Source organism: Kordia sp. E (genome assembly GCF_056033805.1).
In genome coordinates this window covers 1-20,744 of the sequence record NZ_JBRASR010000014.1, presented here as the reverse complement: position 1 = coordinate 20,744, position 20,744 = coordinate 1, and the positions used below count along the sequence as shown (strand labels likewise).

Here is a 20,744-nt window from a genome sequence, read left to right as displayed (position 1 = left end):
CTGTTGGTGGATATAGAAATTATGACATCAATATGGATGGAATTACGCAATACTCAGGTACCAATCCTGATACGCCTTTCATCTTACAAAATGTATTGGCGCACCCAGGAAACTTCCTAAACTTTAGCACCTATCAAATCATTGAACAATTACCTCAAAACTAACAAAACACAATAATTAAAAAAGTCATGAAACACTTAATTTCAAATTTAGCAATCATTATAAGCATTTGTTTTTTCTCAAATAAAACACAAGCGCAAGAAGGATATACCTATACATTAATTGACGATGGTCTTTTCAATTATACCATTGCTGCCGTTCCAAATGCGAGCACTTCCAATTTTGCAACTTCAGTGCAAAGCTATGGATTCACTATCATTTTACCCGATGGTGTAACCGCAACAATAACCTCTTCTTTAGGAAACGGTGCTGGAGCTACCTTTTTTGACGGAAGTGCCGTTGGACAATCATCCATTGATGGATATCTAATTACTGAAACCTTGGGAAGTCCTGTTTCACTACCTGCACCAGCAAGCGGAACTGCCTATCCAATTGTATCTATTCTTGTCGATGACAGTAATGTGAATGCAGGAGATTCTATTATGATTTTAGCAAACGACTCAGCCTTAGCAACAACAGTTACTCCATTAAAAAGCTTTATGTCTGCCGATATGATCGATGATGGCTCTGCGATATTCACAAACGCAGTAGACGCTAATGCTTCAGGATTATCGGGAACAACTTCATATGTTTTTCCAACATTAAGTACGCCAGAACAAATCACAATTGATTTCTCTATCCATCCAAATCCAACGACAGACAAACTATTCATCAATCAAGTAAACAACCTTCTAAAAGTAGAAGTTATTAATATGAATGGACAGTTAGTATTCACCAAAGAAGATAATTTAGAAACTATTGATGTAAGCCGTTTACAAAATGGTGCGTATTTCTTAAAAATATATGCGCAAGATGGTATTGCTACCAAAAAATTTGTTAAAAATTAGAGCGTAAGTTGTTAAGTTACTTTTTCACGGAAAAGGCTATTCATGTATTTTGAATAGCCTTTTATTTTGTTTAAATATATCTCTTTTGTAATACCTTTTCACCTTTTCACCTTACCATCTATGCGATATACGTACCGCTACGTAGTATCTACGTACCGTCTCTTATTCTGTAAAATAAACCTAGAATCTATCTTGCATTCGATTTAAAAAAACATTCGCAATGAAGAAAAATTCATACCTACTAACCTTTTTGTTTCTCATTTGTTTTATAGTAATACCACAATATACTTATTCAAATACTGAGAAAACTACCGAAAAATGTAATGAAAAAACGCTTCTCTATAGTACAGATTCATTCATTACAAAATGGACAGTACCAACAGATAATACGCAAATTACGTTTCCTTTATATTTTAGTGCTGGAACACTCTCAATCGATTGGGGAGATGGAACTGTTGAAGCTAATCTTGGCGAAGCTCCAACACATACCTATGCTACCGCAGGAACCTATACAGTAACTGTTTTAGCTGGACATATTGATAGAATTCGTTTTGGTGATGCAAGAAGTAGTGCTCCATATATTGTAGACGTAATGCAATGGGGAACCAATGCTTGGACTTCTACCCAAGATGCGTTTATTGACTGTATTAATCTAGATGTTACAGCTTCAGATGCACCCAATTTATCAAATGCTACCAGAGTTGGTGGTATGTTTTTTGGTTGCTCTTCTTTAGTAGGAACCACAGCTTTCAATACTTGGGATACTAGTACAATAGGTGATATGTATCAAATGTTTTTTCGTTGTACTTTGTTCAATCAAGATTTAGATAATTGGAATGTGTCCAATGTAACCGAAATGCGCTATATGTTTCAAAGTGCTAGTGCTTTTAATGGAAATATTTCTACATGGAATGTCAGCAATGTACTCTTAATGGATGGCGTGTTTGCGTATGCGCATGCTTTTAATCAACCACTAAACAATTGGAATGTAAGTAATGTAAAAGATATGACGAGTATGTTTCGAGATGCGTATGCTTTTAATCAACCCTTAGATAATTGGAATGTAAGTAATGTAGAAAAGATGCGAGGAATGTTTTTAGGTACAGAAAACTTTAATCAACCTTTAAATAATTGGAATGTAAGCAATGTCCAGGAAATTAATTTTATGTTTTTTGAAGCTGAAGCATTTAATCAACCTTTAAACAATTGGGATGTAAGTAATGTGACGACCATGGCTCGTTTGTTTGAAAATTGTCAATCGTTTGATCAAAATTTAGGAAGCTGGGATATCAGTAGCGTTGTAAGCGTTAGTGGTTTTGATGGATTAAATTTTATGTTTGGTTCTACTGGAATCTCTAGGGAAAATTATGACAATACATTAATTGGTTGGAGTACCTTAGATTCTGGAGAAACACAAATTCCTACAGGTATTCGATTTAATGGAGGAAACAGTAACTACTGTTTAGGTGAAACTGCCCGACAAGATTTAATCAATACATATAATTGGACCATCACTGATGCAGGCCAATCTTGCCCAAATACAAATGTCATCGTTCCTAATGTGGTAGGTTTATCACAAACTGACGCCGAAACAACACTTATAAATGGAAATTTACAAGTTTCAGTAACAGAAACATATAACCCTACAATTCCAATAGGTACGGTCATCTCTCAAAATCCTATTTCTGGAACTGCTGTCTCCTACGGATCGATTGTGAATATAGAAGTGTCTTCAGGTCCACCATTAATTATTACAGGAATCGTAGCGAACAATAGTGATTCTTTGCATGTTATAGAACTCTATGCAACCAGCGATATTCCAGACTTAAGCCTATTTGCCATTGGTGTAGACAATGATAATGATGGCTCCGATGGTGCTGAATATTATTTATCAGGTTCAGCTACAGCTGGCGACTTTTTATACCTCACAATGTACCCAAATGAATTTCAAGACTTTTTTGGATTTGCTCCAAATTTTGACCTTGGCGGGAACAATGCCTTAAATCCTTCAGGAAATGATGCCGTAGAATTATTTTATGACGACACTAACACACAATTTCTTATTGATAGCTATGGAAACGTAGGTGAAAATGGAAATGTAGGAGGTTGGGACTATAATAGTAGTTGGGTATACCGAAAAACGGGCACTGGACCTGATGGAAGCTTCGTCATAGGAAACTGGAGAATTCCAGGGGCAAACATTATTACTGATAATGACGCTGCAAATACAGCGTTGCCTGTTCCATTTCCAACAGGAACGTATGGGCAACCTTATGATGATATAGCGCCTACTGCAGTATGTCAAAATATCAATTTTGAAGTAGATCAAGGTAATATACAAGTAGATCCAAGTCTCGTGAATAATGGATCTACAGATAATGTTGGAATTGCACTTATGATTCTAGATGATGATATATTTAACTGCACGGAAGATGGGCCAAACCCAGTAACATTAACCGTATATGATGCTGCAGGAAACAAAGATACCTGTACGGCAACTATAAATGTGACGCTGGCAGCATCGCAAGTACTTTGTCAAGACTTAGCTGTGTCTTTAGATTTTAATGATGAAGCTACCGTTAGTTTTTTGGATATAGTTACTGGTTTTGATGGCGCATGCGTTGCCGAAGGTTCACAATTTTACCTAACTACAATTGATCCTACAAGCGGTTCGGCTGGGCTGTTTAATGGTCAAACTACTGCGAGTAGTACAACCGATGATGTTTTTGGGAATGGCAATGCACAATACTATGAATCATTTTCTTTTACGGTACCACAAGATGGAAATTATCTGCCACAATTTAACTTTAGTTCCACTAATACCAATGACTTACTATTTGCATTTATAAGTGACCAACCTGTGGCGCCTAATACAGGCGATGTAACCTCAAGAACTGGGTTTTTAAATGGTTTTGTATATGCAGCACCATCATCCTATGTAGGATCTGTTGATAGTAATGATGAAGTGTTTTTGAGCAGTAATACAACTTATTATCTTCAAGTTGTAGTTATCAATCAGAGTGATGAAGCTACTCCGTCTACAGCAACATTTTCAGGTGGTTTTGAAGAAGAGAATTTAGAAGTTCAAGATCTACATACATATACTACGGCCGATATTGGAGACAATACCATATATGCAGTAGTTATTGATGATATAGGACGAATGTCGTATTGCGCATCTACAGTAACAGTAACAAATATTGACCCTTTTGTTACCACATGGAAAACAGATAATTCAGGAACCTCAGATGATACTACCATAATGATTCCAACCACAGGAAATGGATACAACTATCAAATAAATTGGGGAGATGGTACGATTCAAAATATCATTGGAGGAAATAATCCAACACATACTTATGCTACAGCAGGAACGTACACGGTTTCCATAACAGGTGACTTCCCAAGAATATATTTTGACAATGGAGGCGACAAACAAAAATTACTCACCATCGAAAAATGGGGAAATATCCAATGGAGTTCTATGGAAGAATCTTTTTATGGCTGCGAAAACTTAACCATTGCAGCAGATGCAGGAGTACCTGACTTATCTAATGTAACAAGCATGAAATCTATGTTTGAAAAGTGTGAACTCATGAATGCTGACCTAAGCGCTTGGGATGTAAGCAATGTAACAGATATGCAATATACATTCTATGATGCGTATGCATTTAATGGCAACATCAGTACATGGAATGTTAGTAATGTAACCACATTATCCTATATGTTTTATGAAGCTGCAACGTTCAATCAACCATTAAACAGTTGGAATACCAGCAATGTAGAAAATATGGAAGGTGTATTTTCTGAAACCGAATCTTTCAATCAAGACTTAAACAATTGGAATGTTTCAAACGTAATCACTATGTATGAAATGTTTGACAATGCAGATGTTTTTAATGGCGATATCTCTTCATGGAACGTAAGTAATGTGGAAAATATGGAAGAAATGTTTGACAGTGCATACCTTTTCAATCAAGATATTTCTAATTGGAATGTAGGTAACGTTGAAAACATGAGTGGAATGTTTCAAGGTGCAGTGTTTTTCAATCAAGATATCTCTGGTTGGAATGTAAGTAATGTTCAGGACATGAGCTATATGTTCAAATTTTCAGATGAATTTAATCAAGACATTGGCAACTGGGATGTTTCAAAAGTAACGAATATGCATGAAATGTTTCGTTCAGCAGATAACTTTGACCAAGAACTTGGAGACTGGGATTTAACGAGTATTGTAGATACAGGCTCTAGCAGTTCAGGTTTACGAAGCATGTTTGGTTCTGGCCCTAGTGGTATAGCACTTTCGGTATCCAATTATGATAATACACTCCTTGGGTGGAATGATGACTCAAGTGGAATTCCTAATGATGGAATAGACGATATTCCTTCTAACATCATCTTCGGTGGTGGAAAAAGTAAGTATTGTAATAACGAATCCGATCGACAAAATCTGATTGATACGCATGGTTGGACAATTAATGATCAAGGAAAAGACTGTCCGCTCAAATTTCAAATAAAAGTTTTATTACAAGGCCCATCTTTAAATGTCAATAGTGGCTCATTGAATCTAATGAGAGATGATTTACGACAAAACAATTTAATTCCGCTTGTAAGTCCCTATGATGGAATTACAACCTGTGAAGCAATAGTTTTTGATAATGATGATGAAGAAGGAATTATTGATTGGATCGAAGTTGAATTAAGAGATGCTGCTGACAATACCAATATACTATTTACAGGCTCTTTTCTCATACAACGAGATGGTTTTATAGTAAATACAGACTTATCTATTTTACAAGTTGAAATTGCTGATGGCGATTATTATGTAGCAGTAAAACACCGAAATCATTTAGGAATCATGAGCGCTGCTCCTATTTCGTTAAATGATGCTAGCGTAACTACCATAAACTTTACAGATGGTAGTGTACCTACGTATGGAACCAATGCACAAACAAGCTTTGGTATGCCGTCTGGTGTGCTTGGCATGTGGGCAGGAAATGTAAATAGTGATACCATTATACAATACTCAGGTACAAACTCTGATCCACCATACATTCTATCGGAAGTATTAAATGACCCAGGAAACACCTTAAACTTCTCTACCTATGTGGTGAATGGTTATAAAAATCATGACATCAATATGGATGGAAATACGCAATACACAGGTACCCATCCTAATACGCCAATCATCTTACAAAATGTATTAGCACATCCTGGAAACTTTTTAGGCTTTAGTACTTTTCAAATTATTGAACAACTTCCTGAAAATGATTAAAACACAGAAAACAGAATAGTGTAATTAGTATGATACAATTTCAAAAGACTTATTCAGTTCTGAGTAAGTCTTTTTTTATCACTATAAAAATTTACCATATACGTACCAACACTACTTATATAAGAGGTATCACGTATTTTTCAAAAATAACTTTGCTCTTATCTTGCGAACAGTTATTAAGACATGTAATTAATAATCAAGATTGTTTAGTTTACTTATAAAAACGCTAGTCTATTCAATTTCTTTTTTGGGCAAAAAGTCAAATTAATAGTGCTAGCGTTTCTTTTTTTTAAAGATCAAAAAAGCTTCTATTATACGTAGTACTACTTAGCATCTACGTACTGTCTCGTATTCCATAGTACATCAGTTAAAAATATCTTGCTCTTGATTTTAATACCTAAATAATCATGAAAAAAGTATCCAACATATTCATTCTTTTATTCATTGCTTTTTTTGCAACGCTACAAACAAATGCTCAAACTATAGATGTTATAACTGGCATAAGTGGACCGTCTGGACTTATTTTGAATGGTAATGAATTGTTTTTTTCACAAAATACAGCGGGTAAAATTTCTAAAATAGATATTACCGATAATTCACCTGTAGTAATTGATGTAGTGACAGGTTTAAATTCACCTGATGGAATTTTGTTGAATGGTAATGATCTATATATTGCTGAATATTTGGGTAATAAAATTACCAAAATAGATATTAGTGATCCTAATCCGGTAGCGATTGATGTAGTAACAGGTATTAATTTGCCATTTGGTTTAGCCTTACATGGTACTAATTTATATTTCTCTGAATATGGAAGCCATAAGATTTCTAAAATAGATATCACCAATATTGCTTCTGGGGCAACTGATGTGTTAACTGGTTTAAATAGACCAGTTCAAATGGTAGTTAATGGAGATTATTTATATTTTGGGGAATCGAATGGTAAGAAAATATCAAAAATAGATCTTTCAGCAGCTATTCCAGTTGCGATTAATATAACAAGTCTTTCTTATCGACCATTTGGGTTAGCGCTTCAAGGAAATGATTTATATTATTCTAATTATATCCCAGGTACAATTTCTAAAATAGATATTACCGATGATTCACCTGTTGAGGTTGATGTAATAACAGGTATTGATAATCCTATTGGGATAGTAATAAGTCCAAGTAATTATTATATTGCTGAGCGTGGTGCAAATAAAATATCCAGAGTAGTTATTGACAATGTAAATCCAGTTGCTATATGTCAAGATATCTCTTTAGAGATAGATACTCAAGGTGTAACCATTACTGGTGATCAATTAGATGGAGGTTCTTCAGATAATGTTGGAATTACAGAGTTTCTTGCGAATGGTGAAACATCCATAAATTTCACACTAGATGATATAGGAGTTAATGAAGTAACGCTTTCGGTTTTAGATTTAAATGGTAATATGACTGAGTGTACTGCTAATGTAACATTAGTTTCTAATGTAATTCCTATTAAGTTAAATGCAAAAATTTATTTGCAAGGATCATTTATGAGCCCTAATACTGGTGAAGAAACTTTAATGAGAGACGATTTGCGTACAGCTAATTTAATTCCTACAACAAGCCCTTATATAGATAATTTAACATGTAATGCTTCAATATTTACTGTAACAGGAAATGATGCTATAGTTGATTGGGTTTGGGTAGAATTAAGAGACAAGAGTGATAATACATCTGTATTACATAGTACTTCTGCCTTATTGCAGAGAGATGGAGATATTGTTAATATAGATGGTACTTCAGTTCTAAGTTTTAATACCATTGCAGATAATTATTTTATAGCCATAAAACATAGAAATCATTTAGGAATCATGTCTAGTAACAGTGTTACTTTATCTGGTATGTCCACTACTGTAGATTTTACCGATGCTGCAAACCAAATCACCTTTGGAACCAATGCGCAAACGACCTTTGGTATACCTTCTGGAAAAATAGCCCTGTGGACAGGAAATGTAAATGATGATACAGTAATACAATACTCTGGTACCAATCCAGATACACCAGACATTCTATCGGAAGTACTAAACGATCCAGGAAACTTTTTAAATCTCCCTACCTATGTGATAAATGGCTACAAAAATCATGATGTCAACATGGATGGAATTACGCAATACTTAGGAACCAATCCTGATGTTCCTTTTATTTTACAAAACGTATTGGCACATCCTGGAAACTTTTTAAACTTTAGTACTTTTCAAATTACAGAACAGTTGCCTGAGAATTAAAATACTCTTATTCTTTATAAAACATAAAATACTTTTTAGTAATGTATACACAAAAACCTTTCAGAAATGAGAGGTTTTTATTTGTATGATAACCTAAGTACCGTTAGCTTTCTTAACATATTAAAAAATATGAAATTACGAAATTCGCGACAAAAACATCATTTTTCATCATTTCATTGAAAAATCCTCAGTAAAATCATCCCCGAAACCTTCTCGCAGCAATGCAACAAGCTACCGGGAAAGCCCGAAACGTTCCTGCAGCGCTGCAGCACCCTTTCGTTGAACTTCAGAAGCATCTCGCAGACCTGTAGCACTCTTTAAAAAAACACAAAATGTTTTCGCAATAAAAAAATATACTCCTAAACTAACATCCAATACCCAAAAGCGTTTACATTGAGCTTGTCGAAATAAAGCAACCCAACACCTAACACCCAACACCTAACACCCAACACCTAACACCTAACACCTAACACCTAACACCTAACACCTAACACCTAACAAAAATACGTACTACTACGAAAAAAATACGTGTCATCTCGTATTTTACAAACAATACTTCACTCCTATATTGCAAACAATTATTAAGATATGTAATTAATAATCAAGATTGTTTAGTTTACTTATAAGAACGCTAGTGTATTCAGTTTCTTTTTGGGCAAAAAGTCAAATTAATAGTTCTAGCGTTTCTTTTTCTAATAATGTAATAAAACTTTCTAAACTTTAGTACCTATCAAATTACAGAACAATAACTTAATAACTAAAAATATAAAAATAATAGAGTGTTAGTTTAACTCTATATATGGTAGTAATTGACCTAGTTAGTTAATTACGATTAAGCGTCACCTCTGAAAAGAAGTGGCGTTTTTTTTTATCAAAGCTTTAAAATAGCTAAAAGCACAGCTAAATATTGAGAACAACAAAATCTTCAATAAAAACATCAACAAAACCGTCTCGCAGACCTGCAGCAAGCTTTAAGAAAAACACAAAATGTTCTCGCAATAAAACAACAGACTTCTGAAAAACATCCAATACCCAAAAGCGAAGCGACCTAACACCCAACAAAAATACGTGCCACCACGTAGTATCTACGTGCCATCTCTTATTTCAAGAATATAACACCTCATCTACCTTGCACATGATTTAAAAAAATAAGAATCATGCGATTTACCACTAAACTAATTTCAACCATATTTTGCCTGCTCTTTGGGCTAAATATAAGTCAAGCTCAATGTGATGGCACAAGCGACATCATACAAAATAGTACGAACCTAGCGCTTTCTACAACTACAATTATTAATGTAGGAATGGGAAGTTCATTTACACCTACCTGTACAGGACCTATAGAAGGTGTTTCTTTATGGACCTATCAAGTTCCAGGATCTATTGGACAAACATCGGTAACTGTAGAATTACACAGTAATCCTTTTAATAGTAGCAGTCGTACCTTAGTGTCTTCGGTTACCACAGATATTCCCTATCAAAATGAAGGGTCTTTAGAACGTTACTTTCAATTTTCGGATACGCCTACGTTAACTGCTGGAGTTGAATACAGTGTTCGCTTAATAAATAATGTACAACATCAGTTAATAGACATGGAACTCCACACAGGAAACCTATTACCTAATGGAAATATGTTTGTCAGGGATTTTGATCAAAGCAGTCCTTGGTCTACAAGAGATTTACGCTTTCAAGTTCACTATATAGATGAAGTTGCACCTGTAGCCAACTGTAGAAACATTACACGTTCTTTAGGTGCTGATGATACAGTGAGCATTTCTGCAAATAATGTAAACAATGGCTCATCAGATGCTGACTCTGGAATTGCAACAAGATTTGTAAACCCAAGCACTTTTGATTGTAATGATATAGGAGAAAACACAGTAACACTAACAGTTACAGATCAGAATGGAAATACTGGTACTTGTGAAGCTATTGTAACTATTTTAGATGGAAATGATCCTGTATTAACCTGTCCGGGTGACAGGACTGTATATACAGATCCAGGTGTTCCAGTTACCGTAAATTATAATGATGTAGTATATTCCGATTGTACAATAGAAACTCCATCAAATTTTTCATTAGTAGGAGTTTGGGATGGTAAGAGTTATTTCGTGTCTAATTATCAAGAAATACCAGAATTTGCGTTTGCCGCTGCAGAAGCATTGGGTGGGCATTTGGCAACTGTGTTAGATCAAGATCATAACGATTTTCTTCGATCGGCTGTACCTACTGCATTTCCACTCCTAATAGGCTATAATGATCTTAGTGAGGAAGGAAACTTTGAGTGGCACAGCGGCGCGTCATCTACCTATACAAATTGGGCGCCTGGCGAACCTAATAATTCAAACAATGAAGATTATACGATTATTGGCTCTGATGGACAATGGAATGATGTTAGAAATACTAGTGGAGCACGCCGTTTTGTGATTGAACTTTCTCAAAGTCCTATAACGCAAACAGCAGGCTTTCCCTCTGGAAGTACGTTTCCACTTGGAGAAACAACCAATACATTTGAAGCTACTGATGGTTTTGGAAATACAGGAACTTGTTCTTTTACGATTACGGTTGTTGAAAATCCATTTGAAACGTTAGTCGACTTAACCAATGGAAAACTAAGTATTACAGATATAGAAAATGATTCTGACGATCAAATAACAATCAGCAATGATGGAGCAACACTTACCATTAGTAATTTAGTATTGCCTACAGTTTCTGGCGGACCTTTACTCACCGATGCTACCACAGTGACTGTTCCGTTAGCTAATATTACTGCTGGAATTGAATTTGTTGGAGGCAATGGAAACAACTCCATCTCAATTGCTGATGCTATTACCTTGACAGGTGCCAATAATGGCATATCGCTTAGTGGTCTTACTACATATACACAATCTGGCAATATCACCATCGGTGGTTCGTTTACAATTACCGAAAGCCCTAATGCCTCCGTAACTTTAAAAGGTTTAATTGCTGAAAGTCTAAACATTTCAAATGTAGATATACTTGCCGACGCTGCTTCAGAAATACCAATTAACATCTCGGGAACAACAACGATACAAGCTAATACAGACATCGCTATTCGTTATGGAGATGATGCGCCGCACTCTTTTAACGGTGTGGTTTCACTTGATTCCAATTTTGTTGAGTTTACAAACACTGGAGATACTAGCCTAGGAACAATAAATATTACAGAAACTAGCGACATCTATAATGGTTTTATTAGCGTAGGATCTGGAGGTTTAAATCTTACTGGAGATATCATTACTGCTGGTGATTCTGATCTTCGTTTTAGAGTAGCAACAACAATAACCCAAAGTAGCGGAAAAATTGTAACAGATCTTCTAAGCTTAGATGGAAATGATAATGGAACAAGTACAGCTAGTTTTCTAAGTGCTAACAACGATATCAACACCTTAGAAACTTTTACTAATGAGTCTTTCGCTCAAATTTCGTTGAACGATATGGATGATGTTGAATTAGGGGTAGTAGAAATTGATAATATTGCAGTAACAGCATCAACCATTCGCCTTACTGAAAACACACTTCTCACTAAAAAATCAAGTGATGGTAATGCCATTTTTACAGGAAATATAGAACTCACTACTACCGGAGCAGACCCTGCTACCATACTTCATAATCGTGGACTTATAGAGTTTAATGGCACTACAATTGATCTGGTAGGAAATTTAGAATATATAGGTATAGATGGTACTGATACAAGGTTTATTGGAGATACAACCATAGACACACAGATAAGTCCAATTTTTGATATTCTATACGTAGAAGGAACATGTACAGTAGATGTCCTTACCAATATCATATATGAAGCACACTTTAATGGCGCATCAACGATCGTAAAAGGAAAAGGAACACTCACAGGTTCAGCATTACCTATAACTGTTGAAAATGGTGCTACCATTACACCCGGAATTATAGGTGATGTAGCTACATTAGCTTTTCATGATTTAATAATTTCATCGGCTAGTTATGCACCAACTATAGAAAGTAATGATGATTATGATCGTATTGAAGTAGAAACAGTAACACTTACCAATGCTAGCTTAAGTCCTATAGGAGGTTATGTAAGTCAGCCAACAGACGAAGCACTTCTATTAATTGATAATACAGGTACAGACCCTATTAACGGTACGTTTAATAACTTACCTGAGGGAAGTCAAGTTACTGTTGGTAATTATAGTGGTATTATTAGTTACGTAGGCGGCGATGGAAACGACGTTACACTCACTCATTTAGAAACGGAAGTTTCACTAGCAGCTGGAAAATTAACTATTATAGATTTAGGAGGCGCAACTGATGACGATATTACATTTTCAAATAATGGAACAACACTTACCATTAGTAACTTAGCTGGTCCCGTATTTATCTCTGGTGGTCCTGTACTTACCGAACCTACTACAGTAACTGTTCCGTTAGCAAACATTACAAACGGAATTGAACTCCTTGCCGCAGGAGGAACAAATACAATTACCATATCAAATACGCTTACATTGCCTGGCGCGTCAAATTCACTGACATTATCAGGAATTGATGTTTACGCACAAAATGCTGCGTTAACCATTGATGGCGGTCTTACCATCATTGGAAATGATACAGGAGATATCAACTTAGCAGAAGTTACTGCAAGAAGCTTAACTATAAATGGTTTTGTAAATATCAATGATTCTAGTGATAAAATTACCATTGCAGAAACTACAAATCTTACAGCATCAAACAAAATTGATATCGATGATGGACAAAACAATCATGAATTCAATGGTCCTATAAGCGTGGAAGCGGATCAAATATTTTTCATGGCTGGAGCCACCACAACATTTAACAATATTACCACAACATCTTCCTCAAGTAGAATAAACGGAATCATCACTTTACCAGGGAATATTGTATTTGACGGAAATGTTACTATTTCAGGAAATAATTCTAATTTCGACATGGCTACAAGTGGAACAGTAACGCAAACCAGCGGAATCATTTCTGTAGATTTTTTAATCTTAAGAGGAAATAACTCAAATGTTGTCACATTAAACCAAGCAAACAGTGTAAAAGCACTAGCTGTAGAAAATCCGTTCAATGTTTCTCAAAGTGCATTTACAAATCTGATTTTCAATAGCACTAGAAGTCTTTTTTTAGAAATAGTCAATATTGATGGGGCTACGCTTACCGCTCCGCAATTTGATTTAGAACCTGACTTTACTGTCATTACAAAAACAGGTACAGGAACTGCCAATTTCAATGCCGATATGGACGTCAACAATGGTACAGGAACTGTGCTCATAAATCATACCGAAGGAACCATTAATTTTAATGGGGAAACCAACGATTTCTTAAGTCAGTTTACCTATAATGGAGCTGCAGGAACTATTACAAATATTAATAGTGACACCACTAGTTTTCCAAGCGTAGGTGCTAATAGAAGCTTCACCTTTGGATTCTTGAATGCAAGTGGAAACATTGACATGAATGATTCACAAATAAATATTTTAAATACAGCAGCCTTTACAGGTTCTAATACACTTGCAACTGGTACCCCTACAATTAGCGGTGGACCAACAGTAATTGAAAATAACGCTACGCTAACGCCTGGTGGAGGACTAACATTTGCTATGTATACGACGAATGACCTTATCATTACCTCAGGAGGAACGTATGCGCCATTAGTACAAGGAACAAACACTTCAGCACACGATCAAATTGCCGTTGTTGGTACAGTTACATTAGCAAATGGAGTATTAGCACCATTAGGAGGCTATCCAATTCAAGCAGGTGATGAAATCATTATTATTGATAATGATGGAACAGATCCTGTAGTGGGAACATTTGCAAACCTTCCAGAAGGTGGCGGTGTGAGCTTTGGTACATTCTCAGGAATGGTGAGCTATACAGGTGGCGATGGAAATGATGTGGTATTAGTACCTGATACGATCAATCCAATAGCAGTTTGTCAAGACCTATCTATTGCCATAGGATTGGATGGTATTGAAGTAACCGCTGATCAAATTGCTGGCGGTTCAACAGACAATTTAGAAATTGCTAGTATTGTAATCAATGGAGAAGCTTCTGTACACTATACTTACGAAGATTTAGGTGCTAATACTGTTGATATTACCGTAACAGATACCAGCGGAAATACAGCAATATGTTCAGCAACCATTACGCTAACTTCTAATGTAACATTTCCGATAGTCATCAGTGAATATCAACCACAACCTACGCCTAGTAACTTAGGAGCACTTCAAACCATAGAAATCAAAGGAGCTGCTGGAGAAGCATTTGTAGGAGTCTTGGTTATTATTGATGGTGATGAAAGTAGAAATGGTAGAGGTAGCGTTACAGATGTAGCCAATATTTCAGGAACATTTGACGCGAATGGAATCCTAACAGCTTCCGTTCCAAACTTTACAGATCCAAGTCACACCGCAGTCTTAACAAGTGCGTTTACAGGACAAGCAGGCAGTACAGATATTGATTCGGACGATGATGCTGTAGCAGATGACATCACAGCTTTTGGAACTATTTTCGATGCTGTTGGCGTACGTGATGGAGGCGCTTGTTGCCCAGTTAGTGTACAATATGGAACCGATTTTGGAGGTGTTAACTTAGTCAATATTGGTGAAGAACCCGCTGCGGTTTTTAGAATTGCAAGTACGGGTGATTTCTTTCAATTAAAGGCTGATGGAACTATACGCGATAGTTTTGGTGCAGTTGTAGATCCTTCGCTATTTGATACGACTCCTACGGTAGATGGTACCTTCGGACAAATCAATCCTACGGTATCATTAGACATGAACGCGGAAGCTTTTATGACTACTTGGAAAACTGATAACCCAGGAAGTAGTGCTGACAATCAAATTACCATATTTACAGATCCTAACGAAACCTATAACTATGTAATAGATTGGGGAGATGGAACTTCGGACCTCAATGTTTCCGGAAACATCACACATACCTACGATACAGCTGGTACGTATACGGTTAGCATTTTAGGAACTTTCCCTCGCTTTATATCTAACGGAAGTTTTAGTGGAAATTCCCTTAAACTACTAAGTATTGACCAATGGGGAAGCATTGCATGGAGTTCTTTTGAAAATGCGTTTGAAGCATGTAAAAATATGAATGTTATTGCTACCGACATGCCAGATTTAACAAATGTAACGTCATTAACAAGTATGTTTTTTGACTGTACATCACTTGTGGGCACTACAGCCATAAGCAATTGGAATGTAAGTAACGTAACTACGATGGTGAGCATGTTCCAAGATGCAGCGGTATTCAATCAAGATTTAAATAACTGGAATACAAATCAAGTACAAAACATGAGCTTCATGTTTGCAGATGCAACTAATTTTAATGGAAACATAAGCAGTTGGAATGTGAGCTCTGTAACCGATATGAGTTTGATGTTTTTAAACGCAGAAGCCTTTAATCAAGATTTAAATAGCTGGAATACAAGTCTAGTAAAGAATATGAACTTTATGTTTACTGGAGCTACTAGCTTTAATGGAAATATTAGCAATTGGAATACAGAGGAGGTACTTACAATGCTTGCTATGTTCCAAGATGCTGCGGCATTTAATCAAAATATCTCTGGCTGGAATGTGACGTCGGTTACTGAAATGAGCAATCTGTTTACTGGCGCAACTAGTTTTAATCAAGATTTAAATAGCTGGAATACAGGTCAAGTAAACAATATGGGGTCAATGTTCGAAGGCGCTACTAGTTTTAACGGTGATATTAGCAATTGGAATGTAACACAGGTTACTTTGATGGGGAATATGTTTAAAAATGCAACTAGCTTTAATGGCGATATTAGCAATTGGAATACAGGAGAAGTAAATATAATGTATGCCATGTTCCAAAATGCAACGGTTTTCAATCAAGATATCTCTGGCTGGAACGTAAGTCAGGTAACTAATATGGGATGGATGTTTAGAGACGCAACCAACTTTAACCAAGCTGTTCAAAATTGGGATGTATCAAATGTGACCACCGCAAATGAAATGTTCATGGGAACTGCTTTTTCAACAGAAAATTATAATCAACTATTAATAAACTGGAGTCAACTTCCCTTACAAAATAATGTTTCTTTTGGAACAAGTGCTGCCTTTTGTATAGGAGAAAATGCAAAACAACATATAACAACAACATTTGCATGGACCATCACTGATGGTGGAAAAAACTGTGATCCATACTTTATCACAAAATGGGAAACCACTACAGCCAATGAAAGTATTACAATACCAACTACAGGAGATGGATATGATTACATTGTAGATTGGGGAGACGGTACTACAGAAACTGGTCTAACGGGAAGTGCTACACATATATATACGACACCTGGTGAGCATGAAATTGTAATTGGAGGTTCGTTTCCTAGAATACATTTTAATAATGGTGGAGATAAATCAAAAATCACCGAAGTAATGCGATGGGGAACAAACTCTTGGAAAAGCATGGAAAGAGCTTTTTATGGATGCGGAAATTTAGCTATAACAGCTACTGACGCACCAGACCTTACATTAGTTATTAACATGAGTGCGATGTTTAGAAACGCAACATCTATAACAGATGGTTTCTCTAATTGGGATGTAAGTACTATTGAAGACATGAGCCTTTTATTTAGAGGTTGTGAAAATTTCAATAGTGATATATCATCATGGAATGTAAGTAATGTAAATTCGTTTGCCACTTTGTTTTTTGGAGCGTCAAATTTTAACCAGGATATAAGTGGTTGGGATGTAAGCGGTGTTTCTCAAATGAGAACTATGTTCGATGGAGCAAGTGCATTTAATCAAGATTTGAGTGCTTGGGATATAAGTAGCTTAACAGATGCAAATGAAATATTCAAAAACTCAGGCCTTTCAACAGAAAACTATGACGCTATATTGAAAGGTTGGGCTACTTTAGATACTGCTGCAGGAGAAACTGCCATACCAAATGGCATCTTATTTGGAGCAGGAAACACGCAATATTGTGAAGCTGAATTTGAACGCTACCAATTAATTAACACCTATGGTTGGACTATTACTGATGGTGGAAAAGCTACGGATTGTACCAATAATTTTATCACCCTTTGGGAAACCACTACAGCCAACGAAAGTATTACCATACCAACTACAGGTTCAGGATACGATTATGTAGTAGATTGGGGCGATGGTACTGTAGAAGGTGATTTTACAGGAGATGCTACACATACCTATACTACTGCAGGAATGCATACGATTTCAATCATTGGTAACTTCCCGCGAATCTATTTCGATTTTGATAGTGATGGAGATCGCCTAAAAATTAAAGAAGTATCGCAATGGGGACCAAATCCTTGGACAAGTATGCACAGAGCATTTAGTGGCTGTGAAAACCTACAAATAACCGCAACTGACATTCCAAACTTAGCAAATGCAACGGATGTAAGTGTCATGTTTGCCTACTGTAATGCACTCACAGGAAATGCGACATTCAATCAATGGAATATGGAAACAATTACAAACATGAGTTTCATGTTCCTATCAGCGGTTAACTTTGATCAAAATCTTAGCGATTGGGATATTTCTAGTCTTACAGATGCCAATCAAATGTTTAACAACGCAACCCTATCTGTTGAGAATTATGACAATACACTAATTGGCTGGGCTACTTTAGACACAAATGCTGGAGAAACACAGATCCCAACAGGAATAAATTTTTGGGGAGGAAACAGTCAATATTGTGAAGCTGAACTAGAACGTTTCGAATTAATTGACACCTATAATTGGACTATTACAGATGGCGGAAAAGACGCAAATTGTACCAATAGCTTTATCTCAATTTGGGAAACCACTACTGCCAATGAAAGTATCACGATACCAACTACAGGAACTGGATACAACTACCTAGTAAATTGGGGCGATGGTGTCACAGAAAGCGGTTTTACAGGAGATGCTACACATACATACGCAACTGCTGGAACCTATACGGTTTCTATTACAGGTAATTTCCCTAGAATCTATTTCAACTTTGAGGGAGATCGCAACAAAATTAAAGAAATAACACAATGGGGACCAAACCCTTGGACAACAATGGAAAATGCGTTTGGACGCTGTGAAAATTTAGACGTAACGGCAACCGATGCACCAAACTTAGCTAATGTAACTTCTACGAAAAATATGTTTGCTAGTTGTTTAAACTTAATTGGAAACCCAAGCTTTAATACTTGGGATGTTTCTACTATTGAAGATATGACGAATATGTTTAGCAGTACTAACAATTTCAATCAAGACCTTGATACTTGGGATGTATCAAATGTAACACTCATGTCGAATATGTTTTCTAGTGCTTCCGTTTTCAATGGAAACATTGGTACTTGGAATACTGAAGAAGTGACTGATATGAATAGTATGTTTTTTGGGTGTGAAGCTTTTACAGGTGTTGGCGGACTTAACTCTTGGGATGTTTCTAAGGTAGAAGAAATGAATAGTATGTTTCGTGACGCTAGTATTTTTAATCAAGATCTTGATAATTGGAATGTGATTAATGTAAGAGAAATGAATGGTATGTTTTTAGGTGCCTCTCAGTTCAATGGAAACATTAGTACTTGGAATGTTTCCAATCTTGAAGATATAGAACAAATGTTTTATGATGCTAAAGATTTTAACAGTGATATTAGCCAATGGAACATATCAACAAACATCACTTCTCTAAGTGATGTATTTAGAGGAGCAGAGAGTTTTAATCGTAATATCAATAGTTGGGACGTATCTAATGTCACAAATATGATAAATATTTTCAATGGTGCTATTTCGTTTAATCAGCCACTAGACAATTGGGACACTTCTAGTGTAGGTAAAGGATACCGTATGTTCTACAACGCTACTAGTTTTAATCAAAGTTTAGGAAGCTGGGATTTATCTGGTTTTGATGGTGTTTTTGATTTTGGTATGGGAGAAATGCTAGAAAATTCAGGTATTTCTACAGAAAATTACGATGCTACACTCATCGGTTGGGCTTCCTTAGATATAGGAGAGACTGCAGTACCAAGTAACGTCCAATTTGGAGCAGGAAGTACACAATATTGTAATGCTGAATTGCAACGCTTTGAATTAATAAACACGTTTAGTTGGAATTTTACAGATGGAGGAAAAGCTACAGATTGTAACAATAGCTTTATCTCAATTTGGGAAACCACTACTGCCAATGAAAGTATTACGATACCTATTATAGGAGATGAAGGATTTAGATACATCGTAGATTGGGGTGATGGAACAACAGAAGGTCCTTTAGAAGATAGTGCTACACATACGTACACAACTGCCGGAACCTATACCGTTTCTATTATTGGTACTTTCCCTAGAATCTATTTCAACTTTGAGGGAGATCGCAACAAAATTAAAGAAATAACACAATGGGGACCAAACCCTTGGACAACAATGGAAAATGCGTTTGCAGGCTGTGAAAATTTAGACGTAACAGCAACAGATGCACCAAATTTATCGAATGCAACTTCTACTAGCGGTATGTTTGCAGACTGTACTAATTTAGTCGGAAATACGGCATTCAATACTTGGGATGTTTCTACTATTGAAGATATGAGCCACATGTTTGCAAATTGTTTCATTTTCGATACAGATATAAGCAACTGGAATGTGTCTAATGTCACAGATATGAATACTATGTTTTTCTGGGCATTCGATTTTAATCAAGACATCAGTTCTTGGAATGTAAGTAGTGTAACTAACATGCAGGATGTATTCTTTACCGCTTTAAATTTCGATCAGGATTTAAGTTCTTGGAATGTAAGCAATGTAACCAACATGTCAGGAATGTTTAGGAATTCATCTTTTAATAATGATATTTCATCTTGGGATGTGAGTAATGTAGAAGACATGAAAAATATGTTCAGGAAAACATCATTTAATCAAGATATAGGTGCTTGGGATATTTCTTCCGTGACGAGTATGGCAGGTATGTTTAACGATGCAACCTTGTCTACAGAAAACTATGATGCTACATTAATAGGATGGGCTACTTTAGATGCTGGAGAAATACAAATACCTACAAATGTTACTTTTGATGGAGGAAACAGTACCTATTGTGTCTCTGAAACAGAAAGACAAGAATTAATAGACCTTGGGTGGACCATTACCGATGGTGGACTAGATGCTGCTTGTGGAGATGTCATGTTAGCTGCGAAAGTATGCTTGCAAGGTGCTGCTTTAAATCCAA

At 36.0% G+C, this 20,744-nt stretch carries 4 protein-coding genes; all 4 read left to right on the top strand.

Features of this window, described 5'->3' with window-relative positions; all coding sequences use genetic code 11:
* The first annotated feature begins 188 nt into the window (after nt 1-188).
* Nucleotides 189-1,007: a T9SS type A sorting domain-containing protein gene (locus tag ACUUYC_RS25345; protein ID WP_474270627.1), complete on the top strand. Its 819-nt coding sequence runs from the start codon at nt 189-191 to the stop codon at nt 1,005-1,007.
* A 220-nt stretch (nt 1,008-1,227) separates the two neighbouring features.
* Nucleotides 1,228-6,282 carry a BspA family leucine-rich repeat surface protein gene (locus ACUUYC_RS25340; protein ID WP_474270625.1) on the top strand — a complete coding sequence of 1,685 codons (5,055 nt, stop codon included), beginning with the start codon at nt 1,228-1,230 and terminating at the stop codon, nt 6,280-6,282.
* 407 nt (nt 6,283-6,689) lie between these two features.
* Nucleotides 6,690-8,534 (top strand): Vgb family protein, encoded by a 1,845-nt coding sequence (locus ACUUYC_RS25335; protein WP_474270623.1) that lies wholly within the window; start codon nt 6,690-6,692, stop codon nt 8,532-8,534.
* Between the two features lie 1,157 nt (nt 8,535-9,691).
* A partial coding sequence (locus ACUUYC_RS25330) for a BspA family leucine-rich repeat surface protein (RefSeq protein ID WP_474270621.1) occupies nt 9,692-20,744 on the top strand: 11,053 nt, incomplete at its 3' end.

Excerpts from the sequence above, each read along its gene's own strand:
- ACUUYC_RS25345 (WP_474270627.1), top strand. The coding sequence starts at position 189 with ATGAAACACTTAATTTCAAATTTAGCAATCATTATAAGCATTTGTTTT.
- ACUUYC_RS25340 (WP_474270625.1), top strand. The coding sequence starts at position 1,228 with ATGAAGAAAAATTCATACCTACTAACCTTTTTGTTTCTCATTTGTTTT.
- ACUUYC_RS25335 (WP_474270623.1), top strand. The coding sequence starts at position 6,690 with ATGAAAAAAGTATCCAACATATTCATTCTTTTATTCATTGCTTTTTTT.